The 23,806-nt window shown below is 62.4% G+C and carries 20 protein-coding genes; 7 read left to right on the plus strand and 13 right to left on the minus strand.

Translation table 11 applies throughout. From position 1 onward, the window contains the following. Positions 1–7 precede the first annotated feature (7 nt). Positions 8–478 carry a GNAT family N-acetyltransferase gene (locus AC07OJ_RS06260; RefSeq protein ID WP_495094215.1) on the minus strand — a complete coding sequence of 157 codons (471 nt, stop codon included), beginning with the start codon at positions 476–478 and terminating at the stop codon, positions 8–10. A 174-nt stretch (positions 479–652) separates the two neighbouring features. On the opposite strand from AC07OJ_RS06260, the gene AC07OJ_RS06265 reads away from it, so the two are divergent. Next, on the plus strand, positions 653–988 hold the full coding sequence (locus AC07OJ_RS06265; RefSeq protein WP_495094216.1) for a hypothetical protein: 336 nt from the start codon (positions 653–655) through the stop codon (positions 986–988). Here AC07OJ_RS06265 and AC07OJ_RS06270 read toward each other — a convergent pair. Beyond that, a complete protein-coding gene (locus tag AC07OJ_RS06270) occupies positions 978–2,591 on the minus strand; it encodes an ATP-binding response regulator (RefSeq protein ID WP_065907650.1) in 1,614 nt (537 codons plus the stop codon). The genes AC07OJ_RS06265 and AC07OJ_RS06270 overlap by 11 nt on opposite strands. A 114-nt stretch (positions 2,592–2,705) precedes the next feature. On the opposite strand from AC07OJ_RS06270, the gene AC07OJ_RS06275 reads away from it, so the two are divergent. Then, a complete protein-coding gene (locus AC07OJ_RS06275) occupies positions 2,706–3,308 on the plus strand; it encodes a LuxR C-terminal-related transcriptional regulator (protein ID WP_106803541.1) in 603 nt (200 codons plus the stop codon). On the opposite strand, the gene AC07OJ_RS06280 is transcribed toward AC07OJ_RS06275, so the two are convergent. Then, positions 3,305–3,739 carry a GNAT family N-acetyltransferase gene (locus AC07OJ_RS06280; protein ID WP_495094217.1) on the minus strand — a complete coding sequence of 145 codons (435 nt, stop codon included), beginning with the start codon at positions 3,737–3,739 and terminating at the stop codon, positions 3,305–3,307. The two genes, AC07OJ_RS06275 and AC07OJ_RS06280, sit on opposite strands and share 4 nt — an antisense overlap. A gap of 216 nt (positions 3,740–3,955) precedes the next feature. Between AC07OJ_RS06280 and AC07OJ_RS06285 the strand changes: the two genes are divergently transcribed. The 4 genes from AC07OJ_RS06285 to argE are packed head-to-tail and all read left to right on the plus strand — an operon-like array spanning position 3,956 to position 7,553. Then, positions 3,956–5,287 carry a flavin-containing monooxygenase gene (locus AC07OJ_RS06285; RefSeq protein WP_495094218.1) on the plus strand — a complete coding sequence of 444 codons (1,332 nt, stop codon included), beginning with the start codon at positions 3,956–3,958 and terminating at the stop codon, positions 5,285–5,287. A gap of 25 nt (positions 5,288–5,312) precedes the next feature. After that, the gene (locus tag AC07OJ_RS06290; protein WP_010171793.1) at positions 5,313–5,723 is read left to right on the plus strand and encodes a RidA family protein; all 411 of its coding nucleotides are present in this window, start codon (positions 5,313–5,315) and stop codon (positions 5,721–5,723) included. 10 nt (positions 5,724–5,733) lie between these two features. Beyond that, positions 5,734–6,411: a DUF1028 domain-containing protein gene (locus AC07OJ_RS06295; protein WP_495094219.1), complete on the plus strand. Its 678-nt coding sequence runs from the start codon at positions 5,734–5,736 to the stop codon at positions 6,409–6,411. Next, entirely contained in the window at positions 6,408–7,553 is a 1,146-nt protein-coding gene (gene argE / locus AC07OJ_RS06300) for an acetylornithine deacetylase (protein ID WP_106803537.1), read from the plus strand. The genes AC07OJ_RS06295 and argE overlap by 4 nt, the downstream gene beginning before the upstream one ends. A 443-nt stretch (positions 7,554–7,996) precedes the next feature. On the opposite strand, the gene AC07OJ_RS06305 is transcribed toward argE, so the two are convergent. Next, positions 7,997–8,908 carry a LysR substrate-binding domain-containing protein gene (locus AC07OJ_RS06305; protein WP_065907639.1) on the minus strand — a complete coding sequence of 304 codons (912 nt, stop codon included), beginning with the start codon at positions 8,906–8,908 and terminating at the stop codon, positions 7,997–7,999. Between the two features lie 218 nt (positions 8,909–9,126). Here AC07OJ_RS06305 and AC07OJ_RS06310 point away from each other — a divergent pair, with 218 nt between their 5' ends. After that, complete coding sequence (locus AC07OJ_RS06310; RefSeq protein WP_065907637.1) at positions 9,127–10,542, plus strand: purine-cytosine permease family protein; 1,416 nt, start codon at positions 9,127–9,129, stop codon at positions 10,540–10,542. 109 nt (positions 10,543–10,651) lie between these two features. Here the strand turns inward: AC07OJ_RS06310 and AC07OJ_RS06315 are convergent, their stop codons facing one another. From AC07OJ_RS06315 to AC07OJ_RS06355, 9 genes are all read right to left on the minus strand, one after another. After that, positions 10,652–11,857 carry an EAL domain-containing response regulator gene (locus tag AC07OJ_RS06315; RefSeq protein WP_120448899.1) on the minus strand — a complete coding sequence of 402 codons (1,206 nt, stop codon included), beginning with the start codon at positions 11,855–11,857 and terminating at the stop codon, positions 10,652–10,654. Between the two features lie 64 nt (positions 11,858–11,921). After that, a complete protein-coding gene (locus tag AC07OJ_RS06320; protein ID WP_257236748.1) occupies positions 11,922–12,605 on the minus strand; it encodes an isochorismatase family protein in 684 nt (227 codons plus the stop codon). A gap of 34 nt (positions 12,606–12,639) precedes the next feature. Next, positions 12,640–13,704: a fimbrial protein gene (locus AC07OJ_RS06325; protein ID WP_213553783.1), complete on the minus strand. Its 1,065-nt coding sequence runs from the start codon at positions 13,702–13,704 to the stop codon at positions 12,640–12,642. Further along, positions 13,701–16,199: a fimbria/pilus outer membrane usher protein gene (locus AC07OJ_RS06330; RefSeq protein ID WP_495094220.1), complete on the minus strand. Its 2,499-nt coding sequence runs from the start codon at positions 16,197–16,199 to the stop codon at positions 13,701–13,703. Before AC07OJ_RS06330 ends, AC07OJ_RS06325 begins: the two co-directional genes overlap by 4 nt. Positions 16,200–16,262: 63 nt before the next feature. Next, complete coding sequence (locus tag AC07OJ_RS06335) at positions 16,263–16,991, minus strand: fimbrial biogenesis chaperone (protein ID WP_257236732.1); 729 nt, start codon at positions 16,989–16,991, stop codon at positions 16,263–16,265. Positions 16,992–17,066: 75 nt separating this feature from the next. Continuing rightward, on the minus strand, positions 17,067–17,615 hold the full coding sequence (locus AC07OJ_RS06340; RefSeq protein WP_201145044.1) for a fimbrial protein: 549 nt from the start codon (positions 17,613–17,615) through the stop codon (positions 17,067–17,069). Between the two features lie 174 nt (positions 17,616–17,789). Continuing rightward, positions 17,790–21,380, minus strand: coding sequence for a transporter substrate-binding domain-containing protein (locus tag AC07OJ_RS06345; RefSeq protein ID WP_495094221.1), 3,591 nt, complete (start codon positions 21,378–21,380; stop codon positions 17,790–17,792). Further along, a complete protein-coding gene (locus tag AC07OJ_RS06350; protein WP_106803530.1) occupies positions 21,381–22,007 on the minus strand; it encodes a response regulator transcription factor in 627 nt (208 codons plus the stop codon). It lies immediately after the preceding gene. Positions 22,008–22,148: 141 nt separating this feature from the next. Then, positions 22,149–23,330 (minus strand): EAL domain-containing response regulator, encoded by a 1,182-nt coding sequence (locus tag AC07OJ_RS06355; RefSeq protein ID WP_242485914.1) that lies wholly within the window; start codon positions 23,328–23,330, stop codon positions 22,149–22,151. Between the last annotated feature and the right edge of the window lie 476 nt (positions 23,331–23,806).

Raw genomic sequence — 23,806 nt, forward strand, 5'->3', positions numbered from 1 at the left:
TGTGGTCTCAGGCGCTGAGCTGTTTGGTCATCGGGATACATGCCAGCTGCAAACCGGACGGCGAATGGTAAATCGCCTGCTCATCCCCCACGTACCCGCACGCCCGATAGAAACTGGCCGCATTCAACGTCGAGTCCAGGACCAATGCGGTCATGTCCAGCTCGCGTGCCAAGTCTTCCAGAAACGCCAGCATCGCCTTGCCATAACCGTGGCCGGTGTAATCGGGCAACACGAACAGCGCGCCCACTTCGTTATTGCGCGGGTCGAGCATTCCGGTGGCTACCGCCTCGCCGTTGACCCAGCCCAGGTAAAACGGTTGATCCATCAGGGCGTCGTAGCCGTCCTCGGCTTTTCCCCGCGTCCACAGCAGCATTTGCTCGCACGTATAGGCGCCGATGCATTGGCTGCGAATGGCCCGCAAGCGGATGTCGAACGCCACCTGGGCGTGCTCCGGGGTGGCGCGTTTTATCTCCAGCATGTGCATCTCCCTGCATGAAATCATCGTGCCACTAGCACACTTGTGCTAATCGACCGCTTCCCCCAGCGGCGCTATATTCGCCGCCACTTCCAACGTTCCCCAGGCACCGCGCATTCATTGCGCGCGGGTTCGTTGTGCGTTGGAAAAACCATAACAACCCAAGGAAGAATCACCATGAAACTGCACGCCTCCATTACCCGTCTCACCGTGCTCGGCGCCCTGATCATCGGCGTCGCCGGCTGCAGCAACGTCAAGCCCAGCGAAGACCACCTCAAGACCCTCTCGGAAACCAACCTGGGCGAACCGGTCAAGCGTATTTCCAATGTGCGCAGCGATTCGATGACCACCTACTACATCGCCAGCGCTGCCTCCGGCGAGTACAACTGCTCGGTGCCCAGCGGCGCCAGCGGTGGCTTGTTCACGGTGGCCAGCTTTGGCTTGATGAAGCCCGCCGCTTACTGCCAGCCCAAGGGCGCACGCGGTAACGCACTGCAAGGGTTCACCCAGTAACCGTCTCCTGGCTCAAGTCCCGCAGGGTGCCGCGCAGTTCAGCGGGACGCACGGGCTTGGAGAGAATGGCGATCTGACGGTCGTGCAAGGCGGCCTGGATTTTCTCCACATCGTGCCCGGTGAGAATCAGGGCCGGGACCGCCCAGCCGCGTTGCTCGCGCAGGGCATCGATGCATTCGATGCCGGTGGCATGATTCCCCAGGTCGTAGTCGGCGACGATGATGTCGCAATCGCTGACCAGGTCGCGTCCTGATGACTCGGCCTGGACCACGCAGCCCCAGCGCTCCAGCAGGGCCTGGGTGGCGAGCAAGACGTTGTGATCATCTTCCACCAGGCACACTTTCAAACCGGTCAGCAGGCCCGCCTGGCGCGTTTCGTCGCGAGCGGCCGGTGCACGCGGTGCGGTGGCGAGGGTCAGGCCGTAGAGGCTCACGGACGTGCCATGGCCAACCCGTGAACGCAGGCTCACGTGTACCCCCATCAACTGCCCCAGGCGCTTGACGATGGACAGCCCAAGGCCGACGCCTTCGACGTCTTTGTCACGCAGGTGGCGTACCCGATAAAACTCTTCGAAGACCTTTGACAGATGCTCCTCGGCAATCCCCCGACCCCGGTCATGCACCTCCACCGCCAAGCCACCGTCGCGAATGCGCACGCCGATCAACACGGGACGGTGCGCACCGTATTTGAAGCAGTTGGACAGCACGTTCTGCACCATGGTCGCCAACAGCGCCGGGTCGACCAGCACCCAGTATGCGCAAGGCCGCAGGCGCAATTCCACGCCGGCCCAACGCGCCGCCTCGGCGTTCTGGCGCACCAGATCAGCGAGGAATTCACCTAGGTGGATCGCCTGGTATTTGGGCAACAGGCGGCCGTTGTCGAGGGTGTAGAGGTCGAGGATCGAGCGGAACAACTGCGACACGTTGAGCAGCGAACGGTCGATGTTGTCCACCAGCCGCCGCTCTTCATCGCCGAGCCTGGCTTCACGCAGGCACGCAGTGAACAGGCCGATGGAGTGGATGGGCTGGCGCAGGTCATGACTGGCCTGGGCCAGGAACCGGGACTTTTCCAGGTTGGCCGCGATGGCTTGTTCGGACGCCTTGCGCGTACGTTCCAGGAGGATATGCGCGTACACCGGGATCACCGTGCTGGTGATCATCAGCATCAGCACCATGAAGGGTTGCGCCTGCCATACCGGCGTGAGCCGGTACACCACCAACAACGCCAGCAACGCCAATGCCGTGGCAATCGCCAGGTAGCGCGAGCCATAGCGCATGCCGTTGCCGAGGTTGACCCATACCATCACCGCATACAGCGGCAACGCCGCTTCACCGCCGATGACCATGCCGAACGAGGTGCCGGTGTAGTCGTGGAGCATGCCGAAAATCCGCCGCGCCGGATAATGCCCGGGCCAGCGCGCGATGACCTGGCGCAAGACGATGGAGGCCAGCAGGAACAGCACGATGTACAGGATTACCGGCAGGTAGGTGTCCAGCGACTGTCCGGGCAGGAAGCCCAGCGCGCCGATATACACGATAGCAATGGCGGCCACCACGATACGCAGGTTGGCCTGGTCGAGTTCGGAGTTGGTCTCAAGACTCATGGGTTACGTCCTTGTGCGGCAGTCAACAAATCCATCATGCCCCCCAGGCAGAACCTGGGCGCGGTGGTAAGGTAGCATGCCAGCGCACAACCTTGCCCCAGGGAGGAGCACGCCATGACCGATCGCATCATCATCGCCGACGACCATCCGATGTTCCGTGAAGGCATGCGGCGCACCGTGCAGCGCTTGCTGCCCGAAGCCGTGGTGCAAGAGGCCGGCGACCTGGACACGGTGCTCGCGCTGATCGGCGACGGCCACGACGTCGATACGCTGATCCTCGACCTGCGCTTTCCCGGCCTGACCTGCATGAGCCAGCTGGTCGAGCTGCGCCAGCGACTGCGGCGCACCACCCTGGTGGTGGTGTCGATGGTCGATGACCCGGCGCTGATCGATCAAGTGATGGCCCTGGGCGCCGACGGGTTTATCGGCAAGAACATCGCCCCCGACGAGATCGGCCAGGCGCTGCTGGCGATCCGCGAAGGCGAGGTACTGGTCAAGTTCGCGCCCTCCGGCCTCCTGCCCCTCGACACTCACACCCTCACCACCCGCCAGCAGGAAGTGCTGCGCCTGATCGCCCAGGGCAAGACCAACAAGGAAATCGCCAAGGCCCTGGACATCTCGCCGTTTACCGTGCGCATCCATGTGTCGTCGCTGCTGCGCACCTTGGATGTACCCTCGCGGGCAGCGGCAGCGGTGAAGTATTCCGGCGAGTTCTAGGCGTTTTCATTGCCCGCGCGCGTGAAGGAATACCGGTCGATATCGGTGCGCAGTTTCCAGCCCTGGCCCTGCCAATACTGGGCGGCGTGGGTGTTGGTCTTGAACACGTCGAGGTGGCATTTGTGGATACCCAACTGTTCCAGCGCCTCAAGGCAGCGCCGGGTCAACGCCTGCGCGAGGCCTTGGCGACGGTAGGCCGGCAGCACCAGCAAATGCTGCAGATACCCGCGACGCCCGTCGTGGCCGCACATGACGCACGCGATCAATTGGCCTTCGATTTGCGCGACAAAACTCATCCCGGGGTTGCGCGCCAGGTAGCGCTCGGTGGCCTCGCGGGAGTCGGCATCACGCAGGGAGATGCCGGGGGTGTCTTGCATGAGGGTAAGCACGGCGTCGTAGTCGGACGCGGTCATGACGCGAATGTCAGGCATGGCGAAAACCTTGTGGAAGCGGGCGTGCCCGCGCTGTCGGTGAGTCAGATGGAACGCTATCGCCGGGCAGATTGCAATCGCGGGCAAGCCCGCTCCCACATCGAAAGGAGGAGGCCCGTTAACGCCGCGGGCGACGGCTCTGCATCCGATATTTATGCTCACTTCCCAGCTTAATAATATTTTATTAATAACCGCCCTCCCCCTAGCCTTGAAGTCATGCCCGAGCTGAATCCAACTGCATTACGGAAGGACAGACACATGACTGTAGCGATAACAAAAATAGATACCCTGGTGGTGGGGGCCGGTCAGGCTGGCGTGGCCATGAGCGAGCATTTGAGCAAGCAAGGCGTGCCCCACCTGGTGCTGGAACGCAGCCGGATTGCCGAGCGCTGGCGCACCGGGCGCTGGGATTCGCTGGTCGCCAACGGGCCGGCCTGGCACGACCGCTTCCCTGGCCTGGAATTTGATGACGTCGCCGCCGATGGCTTTGCGCCAAAAGAACGGGTGGCGGATTACTTCGAGGCCTATGCACGCAAATTCAACGCGCCGATCCGTACCGGCGTGGACGTGACCTCAGTGGTGCGCAATGTCGGCCGCCCAGGCTTCACCGTGCACACCAGCGAAGGCGTGATCGAAGCCAACCGCGTGGTGGCCGCGACCGGGCCATTCCAGAAGCCGGTGATCCCGGCGATTGCGCCCAAGGACACCACGCTGCACCAGCTGCATTCCGCCGACTACCGCAACCCCGCGCAACTGCCGGCCGGCGCCGTGCTGGTGGTGGGCGCTGGCTCGTCCGGTGTACAGATCGCCGATGAGCTGCAGCGCTCCGGTCGCCAGGTGTACCTCTCGGTCGGCGCCCACGACCGCCCGCCGCGCGCTTACCGCAACCGTGATTTCTGCTGGTGGCTGGGCGTGCTGGGCGAGTGGGACCAGGCGGCGATGAAGCCTGGCCGCGAGCACGTGACCATCGCGGTGAGCGGCGCCCATGGCGGCAAGACCATCGATTTTCGCGAGTTGGCCCAGCACGGCATGACCCTGGTCGGCTTGACCCAAGCCTTCGACGGCAGTGTTGCCACCTTCCAGCCCAATCTGGTCGAGAACCTGGCGCGCGGTGACGAGAATTACCTGGCCCTGCTGGACGCCGCCGATGCCTATATCGAGCGCAACGGCCTGGACCTGCCGCTGGAACCTGAGGCGCGCCGTGTCTTCCCCGATGCAGACTGCATCCGCCAGCCGATCCTGGAACTGGACCTGGCCAAGGCCGGCATCACCTCGATCATCTGGGCCACCGGGTTTGCCGTGGATTACAGCTGGCTGCAAGTCGACGCATTCGACGCTGCCGGCAAGCCGCAACACCAGCGCGGCGTGTCCAGCGAGGCCGGAATCTACTTCCTTGGCTTGCCCTGGCAGTCACGTCGCGGCTCGTCGTTTATCTGGGGCGTGTGGCACGACGCCAAGTACGTGGCCGACCACATCGCCATCCAGCGCCAATACCTCGAATACCGCGACGCCGCCCCGGTGGCTCACAAAACACCTGTCAGCGCCTGACCCCTCATTTTTCGGAGTTTTCCAGATGCCTACCCACACTCGCATCCGCATGTTCAACACCAAGGAAACCTACCCCAACCAGAGCCTGGACAATGACCTGTGCCAGGCCGTGCGCGCCGGCAATACCGTGTACGTGCGTGGCCAGGTCGGCACCGATTTCGACGGTAACCTGGTCGGGCTCGGCGACCCACGCGCCCAGGCGGAACAGGCCATGCGCAACGTCAAGCAACTGCTCGAAGAAGCCGGCAGCGACCTCAGCCATATCGTCAAGACCACCACTTACCTGATCGACCCGCGCTACCGCGAGCCGGTGTACCAGGAAGTCGGCAAGTGGCTCAAGGGCGTGTTTCCGATCTCCACCGGGCTGGTCGTCTCGGCCCTGGGCCAGCCGCAGTGGCTGATGGAAATCGATGTGATCGCGGTTATTCCCGAATAAGGAGCTGCCCATGACGTTTTCCATCGTCGCCCGATGCGCCGACACCGGCCAGTTGGGTATTGCCATCAGTTCCTCAAGCATTGCCGTGGGCGCCCGTTGCCCGTGGCTGCGGCCCGGCGTGGGTGCGGTGTCGACCCAGAACATCACGCTGCCGGCGCTGGGCCCGGACGTGCTCGATTTGCTCGAACAAGGCCTCGCCCCTGCCGAGGCCATCGACACCGCGTTGACGCGCAATGGCTACAGCCAGTACCGACAGCTCACGGCCATTGATCACCTGGGCCGCAGCGTGCATTTCAGCGGCAGCGAAACCCTCGGCACCCACAACACCGTGTCGGGCGAGCAATGCGTGGCGGCCGGCAATATGCTCGCCGACCGCGCGGTGATCGACGCGATGGTCACTGCTTTTGAACAAGCCGAAGGGCAGTTGGCGGACCGACTCCTGGCCGCCATGCACGCTGCCATTGCCGCCGGTGGTGAAGCCGGCCCGGTGCACTCCGCCGCGCTGGTGGTGGTGGGCGAACTGACCTGGCCGATCATCAACCTGCGGGTCGATTGGGCGGACGAGGCGCCAATCGGCGCGCTGCAAAAACTCTGGGACGCCTACCGCCCGCAAGTGCAGGACTACATCGACCGCGCCCTCGCCCCCGACCGTTCGCCCGGCTACGGCGTGGCCGGAGACGAGCGATGAGCCAGAGCCAGGCGTTGCTGCGCACGCTGGTGGGGTTCGACACCACCAGCCGCGAATCCAACCTGCAGTTGATCGAGTTTGTGCACGATTACCTGGCGAGCTTCGGCGTGGCCAGCGAGCGGATCTACAACGAGGACCGCAGCAAGGCCAACCTGTTTGCCAGCATCGGCCCGGTGCAATTGCCCGGCATTGTGCTGTCCGGGCATACCGACGTGGTGCCGGTGGACGGCCAGCCCTGGACAGTGCCGCCGTTCGAATTGACCGCGCGCGACGGCAAATTGTTTGGGCGTGGCACGGCAGACATGAAGGGCTATATCGCCTGTGTGCTGGCGCTGGTGCCGGCGTTGGTCGAGGCGCCGTTGCGGATGCCGGTGCATATCGCCCTGTCGTATGACGAAGAGGTCGGCTGCCTCGGCGTGCGCTCGTTGCTCAAGGTGCTGGAGCAACGCCCGGTGAAACCGATGCTGTGCATCATCGGCGAACCCACCGAGCTCAAGCCGGTGCTGGGCCACAAGGGCAAGCTGGCGATGCGCTGCGACGTGCATGGCGAGGCCTGCCATTCGGCCTACGCGCCTTACGGGGTGAATGCGATTGAACATGCCGCCGAGTTGATCGGTGAACTGGGGCGCATCGGACAGCAGCTGCGTGGCACCCAGGACGCGCGGTTCGATCCGCCGTTCAGCACCGTGCAGACCGGCGTCATCAGTGGCGGCAAGGCACTCAACATCGTGCCCGCCGATTGCCGCTTCGACTTCGAGATTCGCGCGTTACCGTCGCAGGACCCAGGCGAGGTGGCCGACGCGTTGAAAGCCTATGCCACGCAGCAGGTGCTGCCGCGCATGCAGGCGGTCAGCGCGCAGAGTGCGATTCACTTTACCGAGCTGTCGGCCTATCCGGGGTTGGTCACCGACGAACGCAGCCAGGCCGCGGAGTTGATTGCCGCGTTCAGTGGTTCACGTGAGTTCGGCACCGTGGCCTTTGGCACCGAGGGTGGCTTGTTCGATGCGGTGGGCATCCCCACCGTGGTATGCGGGCCGGGGAGCATGGACCAGGGGCATAAACCGGATGAGTTTGTGAGTGTCGACCAACTGGCCGGGTGTGATGCCATGCTGTGGCGGATGCTCGACTCGATCCGTGCGTGAACCGTCTATTTGCAGGCAACACAGGTCACCAATGTGGGAGCTGGCTTGCCTGCGAAAGCGGTACATTAGCCACATCCTGGCAACTGACCCACCGCTTTCGCGAGCAAGCCCGCTCCCACATTTTTGCCCTGCGCTCACTCCAGTAAGCGCGCTCTTCCCGGCAGCCCCCTTCTACTGTGGGAGCTGGCTTGCCTGCGATAGCGGTACATCAGCCACATCCTGGCAACTGACCCACCGCTTTCGCGAGCAAGCCCGCTCCCACATTTTGCCCTGCGTTCATTCCAGTAAGCGCGCGCTCTTCCCGGCAACCTCCTCTACTGTGGGAGCTGGCTTGCCTGCGATAGCGTCACATCAGCCACACCTGGGGCGACTGACCCACCGCCATCGCGAGCAAGCCCGGCTCCCACATTGATCTCCAGTGCTTGCCAGAAAACCGTGCAGATTCACCCCAGCAAGCGCGCCAGTTCTTCGCGGCAGTAATCCACAAACAACTGCACCGGCTTGGTCAGCGGCGCCCGGCGCAACCACACTGCCGACAACCCCGACCCGGTCACCGTCTCCGCCAGCGGTACGCACGCGACCTTCTGTCCATCATAGGTGTACTCGGTAAATGGCTTGGTCACCAGGATCGAAAAGCCAAAGCCCCGTCCCACCATGCCCCGCACCATCTCGATCGACGGCGAGCTGAACACGATATTCGGCGTCAGCCCGCGCTCTTCAAAGATGCTCACGAAGTACGTGCGGCTCGGCAGCACGTCCAACAAGATCATCGGCTCCAGCACCAGGTCCGCCAGGGATACCTTGGCCTGCTGCGCAAAGCGGTGATCCGCCGGCAGCAACGCGTACGGCTGCTGCGGCGGCATCAGCGGCGTGGTCTCGATGGTCGCGCCCAGGTCATGTTCGAAGAGCATCGCCACATCGATACTGCCCGCCGTCAGCGCCTGTACCAGTTCTTGCTGCTCGCCGTCACGGATGCGGATTTCCACCCCTGGCCAGCGCGCCTTGAAACCGGCGATCAAGCGCGGCAAGTACAGCGGTGCCACCGTTTCAAAGCAGCCGATATCGATCTGCCCCGCGACCACGTCATTGTCGGCCAGGGCGTTCTGTTCGAACTCATGGGCCACCCGCAGCAGCTCCAGGGCCTTGCGATAGAAGCGCGCGCCGCTGGGGGTGAGTGACACGCCCTGGGCGTGATGGCGGATAAACAACTGCACACCAAAGCTGTCTTCGAGCTGCTTGATCGCAGTGGACACCGACGGCTGCGCGATATACAGCTTGCGCGACGCCTCGGCGACGCTGCCGCACTCGGCCGTGGTGACAAAATATCTGAGTTGGCGCAAGTTGTAGGCAGCCATCGGGACCTCCAGAAACGTGGGACTTCGCCCGCAAAACAGGTGTAGGCAACATACCGGAGCGCGTCAAAGCGCGAGCGATATTTTTTAAGGTCTATAGCAACAAACTTACTAATTTACCTCCCTGCGCCCATTGCAGATGATCACTCCAACAACAAAGCGCCGCGCAGGCGGCGCACAGCGAAGTACGTCCACGTACTCACCTTGCCTTGGAGCTCGTCATGGTTACCACTGCAACATCCTCCGCCCCGCTTATCGAAAAACACACGATTGGATACGTGCCCCCGGAAGATCGCCACGGAAAGGTAAGAGACCTGTTCACCCTGTGGTTCGGCGGCAACATCGCGCCGTTGCCGATCGTCACCGGTGCGCTGGGTGTGCAACTGTTCCACCTCAACCTGATCTGGGGCATCGTTGCTATCCTCGTCGGCCACCTGGTCGGCGGCGTGCTGATGGCGCTGCACTCGGCCCAAGGCCCGCAAATGGGCATCCCGCAAATGATCCAGAGCCGCGCACAGTTCGGCTCCCTCGGCGCGCTGCTGGTGGTGGTGATCGCCGGTGTCATGTACATCGGCTTCTTCGCCTCCAACATCGTGCTCGCGGGTAAATCCCTGCACGGCGTGGTCGATGCCGTGCCCGTGCCGGTGGGCATCGTGATCGGCGCCATTGGCTCCGGGATCATCGGCATCATCGGCTACCGCTTCATCCACGTACTCAACCGCATCGGCACCTGGGTGCTCGGCGCCGGCATCGTGCTGGGCTTCGGCTACATCTTCACGCATGTGCAGACCACCGACTTCCTGACACGCGGCAGCTTCAACATCTCCGGCTGGCTGGCTACCGTGTCCCTCGCAGCGCTGTGGCAGATCGCCTTCGCGCCCTACGTGTCGGACTACTCGCGCTACCTGCCGGCCGACGTGCCGGTCGCCTCGACCTTCTGGACCACCTACCTCGGCTCCGCCCTGGGCTCCAGCCTGTCGTTCATCTTCGGCGCCGTCGCCGTCCTCGCCACCCCGGTGGGCATGGACACCATGGACGCGGTCAAACTCGCCACCGGCGCCATCGGCCCGCTGATGCTCGTGCTGTTCTTGCTCAGCGTGATCAGCCACAACGCCCTCAACCTCTACGGCGCCGTGCTGTCGATCATCACCCTGGTCCAGACCTTCGCCTACCGCTGGATCCCCACGGCCAAAAGCCGCGCGGTAATCTCCATCCTGGTGCTCGCCGCCTGCGCGATTGCCGCCGTGTTCGCCTCCAAGGACTTCATCGGCCACTTCGTCGACATGGTGCTGGTGCTGCTCGTGGTGCTGGTGCCGTGGACGGCGATCAACCTGATCGACTTCTACGCGATTCACAAAGGTCAATACGACATCGCCTCGATCTTCCGCGTCGATGGCGGGATTTACGGCCGCTACAACCCCCAGGCGCTGCTGGCCTACGCGGTCGGGATCGCGGTGCAGATTCCGTTCATGAACACGCCGCTGTATGTAGGGCCGATTTCCGAACACATCAACGGCGCGGATCTGTCCTGGGTGGTGGGGTTGGTGGTGACGTCGCCGTTGTATTTCTGGTTGGCGAGTCGCGACAGTGCCTATAAACGCCGTATGCATGGCGGGAAGTTGGTGGAAGGGGTGTGAGCTGACGGCTTGAAGTGATTCGATGGTGATGTCTGGAACCCTCCATATCGTGGCATCGAGACCAGGGTGTGGAGGGTTTTAGTCCCCGTAATGACCGCCACGGCGATGCTCACGACCGTCGATGAACTTCGAACGCCGCCGGCAACCAGCGCAGCAGATCCACATCACTCATCGGCCGCGCGAACAGGTAGCCCTGCCCTTGCGTACATCCCATCGCCAGCAGTGCCTCGCGCTGCGCCTCGGTTTCGATACCCTCCACCACCACCGACATACCCAGGGTTTCCCCCAGTGCCAGGGTGCTGCTCACGATCGCCTGGCAGCGCGGTTCATGGAGCAACGTGCGGATAAACTCACCGTCGAGCTTGATCTCGTTGAACGGCAGTTGGCACAGGCGCTGCAACGATGAGAAGCCGGCGCCGAAATCGTCGATGGACAACTTGCAGCCCATCATGCGCAGGCGCACCAGGGTTTCCAGGCTGGTCGCAGGGGCTTCCAGCAGGCCGCTTTCAGTCAGTTCAAAGGTCAGGCTGCCAGGTGCCGTACCGTGCAGGGAGAGGATGCCTTTGATAACGGCGATCAGGTTGCTGTTGGCCAACTGGCTGGTGTGCAGGTTGAACGACAGATCAAGCGGGAGCCCGCTATTTTTCGCCAGCCGCTGCAGGCTCAAGGCCTGGTTCATCTGCATGAACAGCAGCGTATCGAGCAAGTCGCAGCGTTCCAGCACCGGCATGAACACCGCCGGCGACAGGATGCCGCGCAGCGGGTGCACCCAGCGGGTCAATACCTCCACGCCGCAGACGTCATCGGTGTGCATGTCGACCTTGGGCTGATACCAGGCTTGCAGTTGCTGTTCGTTGAGCGCCCAGCGCACTTCTTCATCGCTGGCCACGCGTACCGGCGCGGCCTTGGGCAGCGCAGTGCCGGGGCCACTGGAGCGTTTTTTCAGCAGGTGCTCCAGGCTGTGTGCCTGCAACGGCTTGCCGACGTCACCGAGCATTTCAAGGCCCAGCAACGAAACGATCTGCTGCACAGTGCGGCGTACATCCGCCGACAATGAGCTGCTGATAATCACGGAGCCGACCAGACCCGAGTGCCCCACCTGCTGAAGAAACTCCAGGCCATCCATACCCTCCATGCACAAGTCGCACAGGGCAACATCCACCCTGCCCACCTGTTGCAGCACCGTCAGCGCCTGCACACCATCCGCGGCCTCATAGACCTCGTGACAGCCCAGTTGGCGCAGCATGCTCACCGCCACGGCACGTTGGAAAGGATGGTCCTCAAGTACCAGCACACGTATCGGAAGACTCGTCATTGCAGTCGGCTCATCTGAAAGGAATAAGGCCGCCCGGGTCATACACCGGGCGGTTCGCAGCGATTCAGCGCACAGGCAGCTTGATGATCTGCGCGGTGGTCATCACGTCGCCGAAGGTGTCCTCGACTTCGGCCAGTGCCGCTTGATGCAAGGCGTCCTTGTCGACGCCCTGGCCATTGACACGGGTGATCGCGCGGGTGGCGGAGGCATCGGATGCGACAATCACGTTGAAGCCCAGAGGCGCGGCATCACGGGCGGCACCGGCGACACAGGCGTGGGTCATCAGCCCGCTGATAATCAGCGTGTTGATCCCGGCCTTGCTCAGCTGCGTGGCCAAGTCCGTGCTGGCGAACACACTCACGGTGTTCTTTTGCACCACGTGATCCTGCGGGCGTGGCTGCATGGCCTTGTGAAACTTCACGGTCTCGCCATCAATGGCGAACACCGCAGCGCCGGCCGGCGACACGTGCTGCACGTGGTAGACCGGGATCTTGTGGCTGTCGGCATAGCTGATCAGGTCGCGGGCTTTCGCCAGGGCGCTGGCGCCGTCCGGGATCGGCATGCGTCCGGTGAAGTATTCGTTCTGGAAGTCGATCACGATCAACGCGGTCTTGGCAGCCGGCAATTGCTGGATTGGCTCGGCACCGGACATGGCGCGGATGGTCGGGTGATCGTTGGTCACGGTGGCACCGCTGGCAACCACGGTGGTACCACTGGCAACCACGGTGGACAGTACGCAAGCGGCCATGAAGCGACGGGTAAAACGTTGCATGGGATCGTTCCTATTTGTAGGTGATGGTGAAATTCGCGGTGGCGTTGGCAATACCGGGCTGCGGCCCGGAGGCATCGCCGGCGGTCTGGATGTAGCGGGCACCGAACTGCAGGTTGGTGGTGCCGTCCTGGACTGGCATGATCGGTACATCGACGCCCAGCGGCAGCACGGTTCCGTCCTGCTTGAGCACCTGTACCGCCACGCCGCTGGCGGTGGCTTCGGAGTTGAGCCCCAGGATTCCCTGGCCGGCATCGACAATCACCGACCCCTTGGCGCCATCCAGGCGGATGTTGGCGGTGTTGCCCTGGAAGTAGTTCCAGGTCGGATTCCCCGCGTACGTCCCGGCAATGCAGTTATTCAGCGGGATATTGAAACTTTCGGTTGGCGTGACGCTGCCGGGACCGTTGAACACGCGCTTTTCCCAGTTGTTCAACGGAACGTCGATGATGCTGCCCACGCCTTCGGGCATGCTGCAGCCGGCCACGGTCACGCTGCCGGTCAGGCGACCGTCGATCCAGTCGAACGGCGTACCGTTGTTGTTGATCGTGACGGTGTACACCTGCAGGTTGCCGAAATCATTGACGCCTGCCGGGATCGGTCCGGTTTTGATCAGGATCAGGCTGTTATTGGTATTGGAGGCGAAACCACCGGTATTACAGCTGGCGTACGTCAGCGGGAAGTACCAGTTGCCGGAGGTCCGGCACAGAAAGCTGGGGCGGCTTTCGTTGACCACTCCTACCCCGATTCCCGGTATGTTCGTCGCGTACAGTTGGCTGCCTTGCACCGCGCCAATGGCCGCGGTGACCGCGGGTAACTTGGCACCGAGCATGTTGGCCTGGATCGAAAACGGTACCGTCGTCGTGCAGTTGATGATCGGGAAGCGGGTGTACTTGACCAGCCCGATGGTTGACCCCACCGGCGCATCCTGAGGAATGTACACATCCCCGATGGGGTGCACGCTCTGGGTCGCGCTGGTTGCCGCACAGTCGGCCAACGCCATCTCTGAAAGGCCAAACGGTGCCACCGCCAGCGCGCTCAACAGCACGCGTTTTTTCCACTTGTTTATCGGTTTCATGGACGAACTCCTACGCACACAGCGTCCATCACCCGATAACCATCGGTGGCTGGCGTGCTGCTGATATCCAAATTGATTTCACACTGCTGCGCGGCCTTGCCACCCCACTTCATGGTGTAGGTGACGCCTTTGCCCGCCGACAGCAGCACCTGCCCTGCCTGGCCGACCACGCCGACACTGGCGCCCTGGTCGTCCTGCACGGTGGTGCCGAAAGGCAAGAGCGAGCCATCCTGCAGGCGGACGTTGAGCAGTATTTTTTCCGAACGGCTGGCGGCGAATACCGCCTTGACCACCGCACCGCGACGCGGCACCACGTTGGTCACGCCTTCGGCGATGTCGACGCTGGTGTCCAGTTCGCTGGTGTCCACGGCCACGCGGTTCTTGCGATACGGCGTGACGTACGGCACCAGGGCATACCCGCGGTCGTTGGTCAGGGTGCCCGGGGCATTCAGCAGGCCGACCTTCGGCGTGTCCTTGACCTCCACCAGCGCCACGGTTTCACCCAGGGTCTGGCCGAACTCCACACCATCGCCATGGGCCAGCACCGAGCCCGCCGCGCTGACCGAGGTCTGCCGGTAGCCCGAGCCGACGCTCACACCGGCGCCCAACTGGGCAAACGGTGCGCGGTAGCCCAGCAGTGCCGAGCCGTTGTTGCCGGTGTTTTCCACGCGGTTGGCGTTGACGTTGTAGTTCAGGTTGCCATCGCGACCACTGAGGCCGGCCCGTTGATCCAGGCTGCCGTCATTGTTGCGGGTGACGCTGAACGTACCGGTACTGCGGGTTTGTCCCAGGGGCATGGACACAGTGAAGACCACCTGGTTGTTGGAGCCGAAGTCGTCTGTCAGGGTCTTGCTGGCGTACACGCCATAGGTCACGCCCTTGTACTGGGTGTTGAAACCCAGCTGCATCTGCTTGTCTTCCCGGGACGTGCCCCAGTAGTTCTGCTTGCTCAGGTTCAAGTACAGCGAGCCATAGTTGTCCAGGGCCTGGTTGACGCTGGCCTCGACCTTGCTGCGCTTGGAGAACTGGCTGTAGTCGTTGGGTTGCTGCAAATCCACGGCTTCGCTGAAGTCGCGATAGCCTTCGGTGGAATAGCGATAACCGGCGAAGCGCACCGAGGTGCCGCTTTCAAATGCCTTGCCGTAGCGCAGGCCGATGCTCTGGCCTTTTTTGCTGTCGCCTTGAGTGGTGACGGCCTTGGGCACGTCGGTCTGCGCCTGGGTGACGTCGACCGAGACGGCGCCGATGCTGCCCAGGCTCTTGCCCACGCCAACCACACCGGCACGGTAAAAATCAGCCCCCAGAAAGCCGCCGTACAGCGTCAGGTCGAACGGCAAGCCGTAGGCCAGGGACGCCTGGGTAAACAGAGGCCGCTCACCACCGTTGGCCGAGTTGTATTCGCCGACTGTCGCGCTATAGCGCCAGGTGTTTTCCCGCAGCATGTTGGCCAGGGTTGCGTACGGCTGGGTGAAACGGCGCTCGCGACCATCGGCTTCGGTGATGATCACTTCCAGGTCGCCGCTGCCCGAGGCGGCGTTGAGGTCGTTGATTTCAAACGCACCCGGCGCCACGTAAGTGGTGTACAGCGAGTAGCCGTTCTGGCGCACTTCGACCTTGGCCTGGGTTTCGGCGATGCCACGGATCACCGGGGCGTAGCCCTGCATCGAGTCCGGCAACATGCCCATGTCCGAGGCCAGTTGCACACCGCGAAACGGCACGCTGTCGAACACATCGCCAGGGGTGAAGCTCTCGCCCATCGTCAGCGTGGCTTTCAGCGGCGTGATGTCCCGTTGCGCGTAGGTATTGCTGCGCTGCCATTGGCGGCCACCTTCATCGCCCTGGCGGAACGAGGAGCTGGAGCGAAAACGCCAGTCGCCGAGGTTGAAACCACCGGTGGCATACAGGTTGTACTGATTGCCGGTGCCCCGGGCGTCGCTGTTGGTCTGCGCGGCGGAAAACTGGTAGTTGAGCATCGCGGCATTGATGCCGCGGTCCCATTCCGACGGTGCCACGTAGCCGGCCGCATCCCGGCTCAGGGCGATCTGCGGCACGCTGATATCCAAAGCCAGGTAGTTGGCATTGAAGGTTACCGAGGCGCCCTCAATGAGCGCGGCCAGGTCGATACACGCGGGGAGCGTTTCACCGGGCACCTTGAACGCATCCAGCTTAACCCCGAGCTCCTTGAGAAAGGCTTCGGACAGGCATACACGCACGTCACCACCCTGCTCATCCTTGATGAAGGTCATGTCACGCCGGTCGAAAAAGCTCTGGTTCAGGCGAATCAGCACCGGGTAGGTACCAGGACCGATGCTGCCGCTGTTGGCCACCGCATCCAGGTCGAGGTTGGGCCCGGCACCGGCGCCGCCAAACGACTGCATGAAGCCGGCATCGAACTTGGCAGGCTCACCGGCCACGGCCAATTCACCGGCACAGGCGGCCGCCACCGCAACCCACAAAGGCAAACGACTAAAGCTGAAGGAGTTATCGATTCGCATGGCAATACCCGGCCGCCGCGCCACAGCCGTGGCACGCGCAAACGTCTACAGGAAGAAAAGGAATCAGCGGTTCAGTGGCACGGTCTGCGGCTCGCTGTAGCCGCCGTAATCATTGATGGCCGAGAACACCACTTCGCCGGTAGTGCCTTTGAAGCCCGGCAGCGGATAACGCTGGCTGCTCAGCGGCGCGACCATCGTCGGCTCGTTGACCTCGACGCTCTGGCCGGCAGACTTGGCGGTGACGCCAATGAACGAAATATGGAACGGCGACGGGTTGTTGACCACCAGCACTGCCCTGCCCTGCTCCTGCGCGAGGCTCCAGGTCAGCTGCGACGGTGCTTCGATCGCATTGCCCTTGAGACCGGCCGGGCGATAGAACAATTTGACGCGGGTGCGCATGGCGATCTTCAGCGTATTGGCGTTGCCTTCGCTGGCCACCGGGATTTCCTGGGCGTTGAAATAGAACACCGATTCACGGTCGGTCGGCAGGTTGCCGGCGACTTTCTGGATGCGCACCATTTGCTCTTTGCGCGGGTCCAGGCGGAACAGCGGCGGCGTCGACACAAAGGGCGTGGCGGTGGTCATGTCATCGGCTTCGGTGTTGACCCAGGTCTGCACCATGTACGGCTGCGCCGTGGTGTTGCTGACGGTGATCGCCGCGTCGCGTTTGTTGCCGTCGAACACGATCCGTGTGCCGCCGAGCATCACACCGGCCTGGCTGGCCGTGCTGAGCAGTACAGTACTGAGCAACAGCGCCAGGGCCGATGCTTGCTTGAAGGGGGAAACGTTCATTTCGATCATCCTCTTGCCGTGAGCGAGGGGATGGCCGCCGCGCGCATCAGCGCTGCAGCGGCGCATCAACAGGGCTTACTGGTACTCGACGGTGAACGCAGCCTTGGCGTTGGCCGGGCCGGAGGTCGCAATGCCGGTAGCGATGTAGTTGGCGGTGAAGCGCAGCGGTTGGGTCAGGTCCAGGTAAGGAGCCGACTCCAGGCCCAGTTGCACGTCCTTGTCGGTGGCGTCCTTGATCTGTACTGCAACGTTGGTGGCGTGACCGGCGTCCGGAGTGATGCCGATCCACTGGCCGCTGGCGCCGGCGGTGCCGCTCAGGGACAGGAATTTGACCACGGCGCTCTTGCCGGTGACGCTGCAACCAGGGGCAGTGGTGTCGATGGTCAGGCTGAACGCGCCGCCACCGGCAACAGCGCCGACGGTAGCCAGGGAGGTGGCAGGTACGTCGCCCAGGCCTACATCGCCGGCACCGGCCGAACCGTTCAGGTCAGTCACGACCACCGGGCAAGTGTTGTCGGTTACGGAACCAACGAAGTTGATTTCACCGTCAGCGGCCATCGCAGCTTGGGAACCAGCGGCGAGGATGACAGCGGCAAACAGACCTTTGAGCGCAAACTTGTTCATAACGTAATCCAGATAATGAGGAAAGTTCGAAGCCCAGTGAGGGCTTCAATCAGGTTGCAGGGCCCGGTCCGCTTGGTCGGCGGGGCCGTTCAACGAGGCTCAGTATCGGAGTTGGGAGGGGTTGATTACGTATGAATGGTGCCGCGTTCTTGTAGGAAATTTCCTAGTGATGACTCAAGCCAGGTAGCGCTCCAATCGCTCTTCGAGCCGCTCCATCTGTTGATGCAGCGCATCCACGGCTTCGGTCAGCTGCGCCGAGTCCAGCCCATTGCAGGCGGCCTCCAGGTCTTCACAGCAGCGAATCAGCCGCTGGGCCTTGATAATCCGCGCGCCACCCTTGACCCGATGCGCGATGTCCGCCAGGCCTTGCAGGTCGTGACGGGTAAACAGCTGCATCAGGCGCGCCATGTCCTGCTCATTGCTGGCGGCCAGGTCGCCCAGCAGGCTTTTGATCGAGTCAATGTCGCCACCGGCCAGGTGTTCAACGCTGGTCAGGTCGATATCGTCATCCGCCGAAAACCCGGCGGCGTCCCCCTGCTCGGTTGCGAGGCCTGCCAGGCGTGCACTCAAGTCCTTGAGGCTGATGGGTTTGAACAGGCAGTCGTCCATACCGGCTGCCAGGCAGCGGCCCTTCTCTTCCGGCTGCGCATTGGCGGTAAAGCCCAGGATCAGGCTGGGCGGCGAGCCACGGGCAGTCTCTTCGGCGCGGATCGCCCGGGCCAGTTCGTAGCCGTTCATCAGCGGCATATTGCAGTCAGTAATCACCACATCGAACTGGCCGTTGCGCCAGGCGCGCAACCCGTGGGCGCCATCCTCGGCGTCCTCGACCCGGTGCCCCAGGTAGTTGAGTTGCTGGGTGAGTAACTGACGGTTGGCCGGGTAATCATCAATCACCAGGATGTTCAACGCGTGGTTCGTGACGGCCGGTTCGTCCTCGACCGGAACAATATCGGTCAACGGCTCCAGGGTGGTCAGGTCCAGCCGCACGTCGATGCGCGTGCCTTGGCCCAAGGTGCTGTCGAGGGTCAGGCGCCCGCCCATCATTTCGCAGAGTGTGCGGCTGATGACCAGGCCCAGGCCGGAGCCGCTGCGGGCCGACTGGTCATTGTTGCCGGCTTGGGTAAAGGGGCTGAACAGGCGTTTCTGGTCCTCTTCGCCAATGCCCATGCCGGAGTCCTCCACCTGCAGCCTGACCCCCAGTTGCTCCTTGCTCATCTGCGTTCGAACACTCAGGCGCACGTGGCCCTGGGCGGTGAACTTGATGGCGTTGCTCAGCAGGTTGGACACGATCTGCTTGAAGCGCAGCGGGTCGATCAGCACATCACCATTGACGCCGGCATCGAGGTCCAACTGCAATTGCAGCTGTTTCTGCCGCGCCAGGCCTTCGAAAATGCGCACCACCGACTCCAGCAGCTCACGCAGGTTGGCGCGCTCCGGATTCAACGACAATCGCCCGGATTCGATGCGGGCAATGTCGAGGATGTCGCCGATCAGGTCCAGCAAGCCGCGCGCCGCGCCGGAAGCCACGTCAATCGCAAAGCGATCCATCACGCCTTGGTCAGCCTTCTTCGTCGCCAGTTCGAGCATGCCGATCACCGCGTTCATCGGTGTGCGGATTTCATGGCTCATGGTTGCCAGAAAAGTGGTCTTGGCGCGGTTGGCGGCGTTAACGTCTTCCAGCAGCCGCTGGCGTTCGCTGATATCGATCCAGCCGGCGATCATGCCGCTGACGTCGCCGGTGCTGCTGCGGTACGGCAGCATCCAGTGATAGATAGTCAACACTCGGCCATCGGGCATGCTCAGGCTGCGATCCTGCAACTGTGCTTCGCCGCTGTCCATCACCCGCAGGTAGTCACGGTGATACGCGGCGGCTTCATCCGGGTCGCCGAGCACACCGTCCAGGACGGTCTTGCCGATCACCTGCTCGCGCTCCACCGCGAACACTTCCAGGTAGCCACTGTTGCAGATCAGCAGCTTGCCCTCGCGATCACGCACGTAGATCGGGTGCGGGGTGCCGTTGATCAATACGCGCATGAATTCAACCTGGTCACTCAACGCTTGCTCGGCCTGTTTGCGCTTGCGCATCAACATCCGCAGGTAGGCGATCCAGCCCAGGGCAATCACCAGCAACACGGCGGCAATCACAAAACCCTGGATGATTGCGCTGCGGTTGCGCAGCCAATAGCTGTCGCCCACCACCACTTCGCTACGCCAGCGGTTGGTCAGCTCGTCCATTTCCTCCGGGGCGATGCTGAGCAGCGCCTTGTCCAGGATCGAGAACAGCTCCAGCGAGCCGCGGGCCGTGGCAAAGGCCATGCGCGAGTTGGTAACGCCCACGGTGCTGGTGATACGCAAGCGATCGCGGTATTGCCGGGAAATCATGTAGCGGGCGGTGATCAGCGAATTGACCGCCGCATCGGCCTCGCCATTGGCGACTTTCTGCATGGCGTCGTGGGCGCTGTCGGCATCCACCAGGCGGATGTCCGGGTATTGCTCGGTGAGCATGTCGCGGCTGGAGTCACCGCTGATCACCGCCAGGCGCTTGCCGTGCATGTCGTCCAGAGTATTGGGGCTGCCTGCCGTGGTGCGACTGACCAGTACAAAGGGCGTGGCCAGGTACGGGCGGGTAAAGCGCAGGACTGCTTCGCGCTCCTCGCTGGGAGTGATGGTGATCAGCAGGTCTGCCTTGTTGCTGGTGATGGCGTCGATCATCTCGCGCACCGAACTCACCCGCTGGATATCGAACTTCAAGCCCGTACGCAGGGCCACCTTGGCCAGGACATCGGCGCTGATGCCACGAAATTCACCCTCGTCGCTGTAGAACGACATCGGCAGGAAGTCTTCGTCAATTGCTACCCGCAACCGCGGATTCCTGTCCAGCCAGCGCTGCTCACTGACGCTGAAATGCAACGGATGCTGACCGGGTATGCTCGCGCCGCCGGCGCTCCAGCGGCGCAGAATGGTCTGGCGCTCGGTGACCGGGATCGCCGCCAGTGACGCATTGATAATCCGCAGCAGGCGCGTGTTGTCGCGCTTGACCGAAAACGAAAAATTGCTGACTTCCATGCGCGAGAAGTCAGCCAACTGCACGTTGTTCAGGTAGTTGCGGTTGATCAGGTAGTTGGCACTGATCGCATCGCCCAGGTACACGTCGGCCTGCCCGAACGCCACGGCGCCGATGGCGCTGAGGGTGGAGGGGTAAAGCTGCAAGCTGGCCTTTGGGTAAAAGGCTTCGACAGCCTTGGGCGGCAGATAGTGATAGAGCATCGCCACGCGCTTGCCGGCCAGTTCCGGATCGAGGTTCTGGCTGTCGCCGACACGGCTGACCAGGGTCGGCTGGTCTTCGGCATAGGCCTCGGAGAGTTGAAGTTCCGGATCGGCTGCCTCGTAGCCGTTGGAGCTGCCGAGCATATCGACGTCGCCCGCCTTGAGCGCCGCCAGCACCTCATTGCGTGAGGCATACCGTTGCACCCGAACTTTCACGTGCAGCAATTGCTCCATCAACTGCGCGTAGTCAGCCGTGATGCCTTCGTAGTCATGACGGTTACTGGTGATGCTGAACGGCGAGTAGTCCGGCGCCGAAGAGCCGAGCACCAGCGTGCCCTTGCCGCGCAGCCAGCTCCAGTCGGCTTCGTCCAGGCCCACGCTGTAGTCGCTGACGTCGGAACGCCCGTGCAGCTTGAGCATTTGCGGCGCTGCCAGGGCATTGCCCAGGACGCCGAGCAACAGCAGGCCCAGCAAGCCATGTCGAAGAAGTGTATTCATTCAGATGAGGTTGTTGCGCTTGGCAAAGTCGGCCAGGTACACCACCGATTTGACGTTGAGCTTTTCGATAAGACGGGTCTTGTACGTGCTCACCGTCTTGTTGCTGATCAGCATGGCGTCACCGATTTCCTTATTGGTCAGCCCCTGGGACAGCTGTTGCAAGATGGTCAGTTCGCGGTCGGAGAGATTCTGGATCAACTCGTGATCCGTGGCCTCGAGGTCACTGCGACGTACCGAGCTGTTGGCCAGGTTGGGGAAAAAGGTGTAGCCGTCCATCACGGCCTTGATCGCCTTGGTCACCTCCTCCATGTCGTTGGTCTTGGAGATGAACCCGGCCGCACCGGCTTTCATGCAGCGCATGGAATAAAACAGCGCCGACTGCGAAGTGAACACGAGGATCTTGCTCTGGAGGCGCAGGGATGCCATGCGGTTGAGCACCTCAAGGCCGTCGAGCCTGGGCATGCCGATGTCGAGAATGATCAGGTCGGGAACATGCTCACGCGCCAATTGCACCGCATCTGCGCCGTTATCGGCTTCGGCCACGACTTCAAACTGAACTTGGCGCAGCAGCATTTTGACGGACGAGCGAATGAAGGGATGGTCATCCACAACCAAAGCGGTATACATGTAACCTCCTGTAAGGCGCGCCGGAAAGTTCCGGTGACAGAAGCACCCACGACGCAAAACAATGGATAAACGGCCAGCCGACGCGTTGCTCAAGTTACACGAACACGACTGAAGTGTAGGAAAATTCTGAAGTTTTGCCGCCTAAGCCACCGGCGAACTTATCGGCTGCACATCTTCGCGCGCCAGCCAATGCAGGAGGTCGTGGCCGGTCATTGGCCGGGCCAGGAAAAACCCCTGCCCGAGCTCGCAGCCAAGGCTGATCAGCGCATCACGAATCTGCCGGTTGCTCACGCCTTCGATCACCAGGCTCATGTCCAGCGAGCGGGCCAGGGCCAGGGTGCTACCGACCATGGCCTGGCTGCGCGGCTCGTTCAAGGTGTGAATAAAGTCGCCATCGAGCTTGATCTGGTTGAACGGCAATTGGCACAGCAACTTGAGTGACGAGAAGCCCACGCCGAAGTCGTCGATCGACAAGCCGCAGCCCATCAAGCGCAGGCGCAGCAGGTTTTCCTGGGTGGAAGACTGCAGATCCAGCAAGCCATTTTCAGCCAGCTCGAACACCAGCAACGAGGCGCACAGGCCGTGACGCTGCAGCGCGCCCTGAATATGCTCGATCAGGCCGTGGCGGGCCAGTTGCGAGGCATGCAGGTTGAACGACATTTCCAGCGCGGTGCCCTGGCGATGCAGCACGGCGAGCAATTTCAGCCCCTGCTCCAGCAGCTGTTTGAACATTTCATCGATCAGGTCATAGGCCAGCACCGCGGCGAGGAAATCCTTGGGTAACAACAAGCCCCGGGCCGGGTGCTCCCAACGCGCCAATGCCTCGACGCCGGCGAGGCTGCCATCACTCATCATCCGTTTGGGCTGAAACCAGCCGCGAAACTCCCCCAGGGCCAGGCCCAGTTGTATTTCTTCTTCGCTGGGCAGCGGGGCCATGGCCGCAGACTTGGGGGCTGCCGGTGGTATCGCGCGATAGCGCTTGAGCAACCTGTCCAGCACTTGCGGCTGCAACGGCGTGCTCAAGATACCCAGCAGTTGTACACCCGACAAAAATTCCAGGTGGCCCAGCGCCCGACGCAGTTCAGGACGCAATTCGTTCGACAACCCCACCGCCTGCACCAGGCCAATCTGCCTGGCATAGCGCAGGAACTCCACCTGCTCGGAGCCTTTGTTGCCCAGGTCGCACAGCACGATATCCACGCCGCCGGTGCGCTGCATCAGCAACATCGCCTGTTCGCTGTTGCTGGCCTGCAACACCTCCCGCACCCCGAGCCGTCGCAACATATTGACCAGGGTGCTGCGCTGGGCACTGTGGTTTTCCATAACCAGAACACGTGGTGGGGCCATCGTCATCAACCGTTTTGCAGACTCGAGGGCGCTAATAGTGGCGAGCCTGGATAACCTTCAGCGAAGGAAGTCGCCTGCTAAAATGTAGGAAATTTCCCTATGCATGGATGACTCGAACTGTTCCTTCGGCATCAACCATGATGAAAACCAGCGTTATGGGTTTGACAAGCGCGCTTGGTGCTGTCTGTACCACCGCCATCGCGGCCTCGCTGGGGCTCGAGCGCTCCCACATTGAAATAAGGCCGACACCGCAAATCCCCTGTGGGAGCAGTCGAGCTTTAGCGAGGCTGCGAAAGCGGCCGCATTGGCGATCGAGAGGGTGGCTGACCCAATGCCATCGCCGGCAAGCCATATATTTTGAACATGGTCTCACCACAGATCTCATCGCCATCCCTGCGATCCCCTGTGAGAGCTGCCGAGCTCTAGCGAGGCTGCGAAAGCGGTGTGTCAGC

Source organism: Pseudomonas sp. GW821-FHT09C08 (assembly GCF_059418125.1).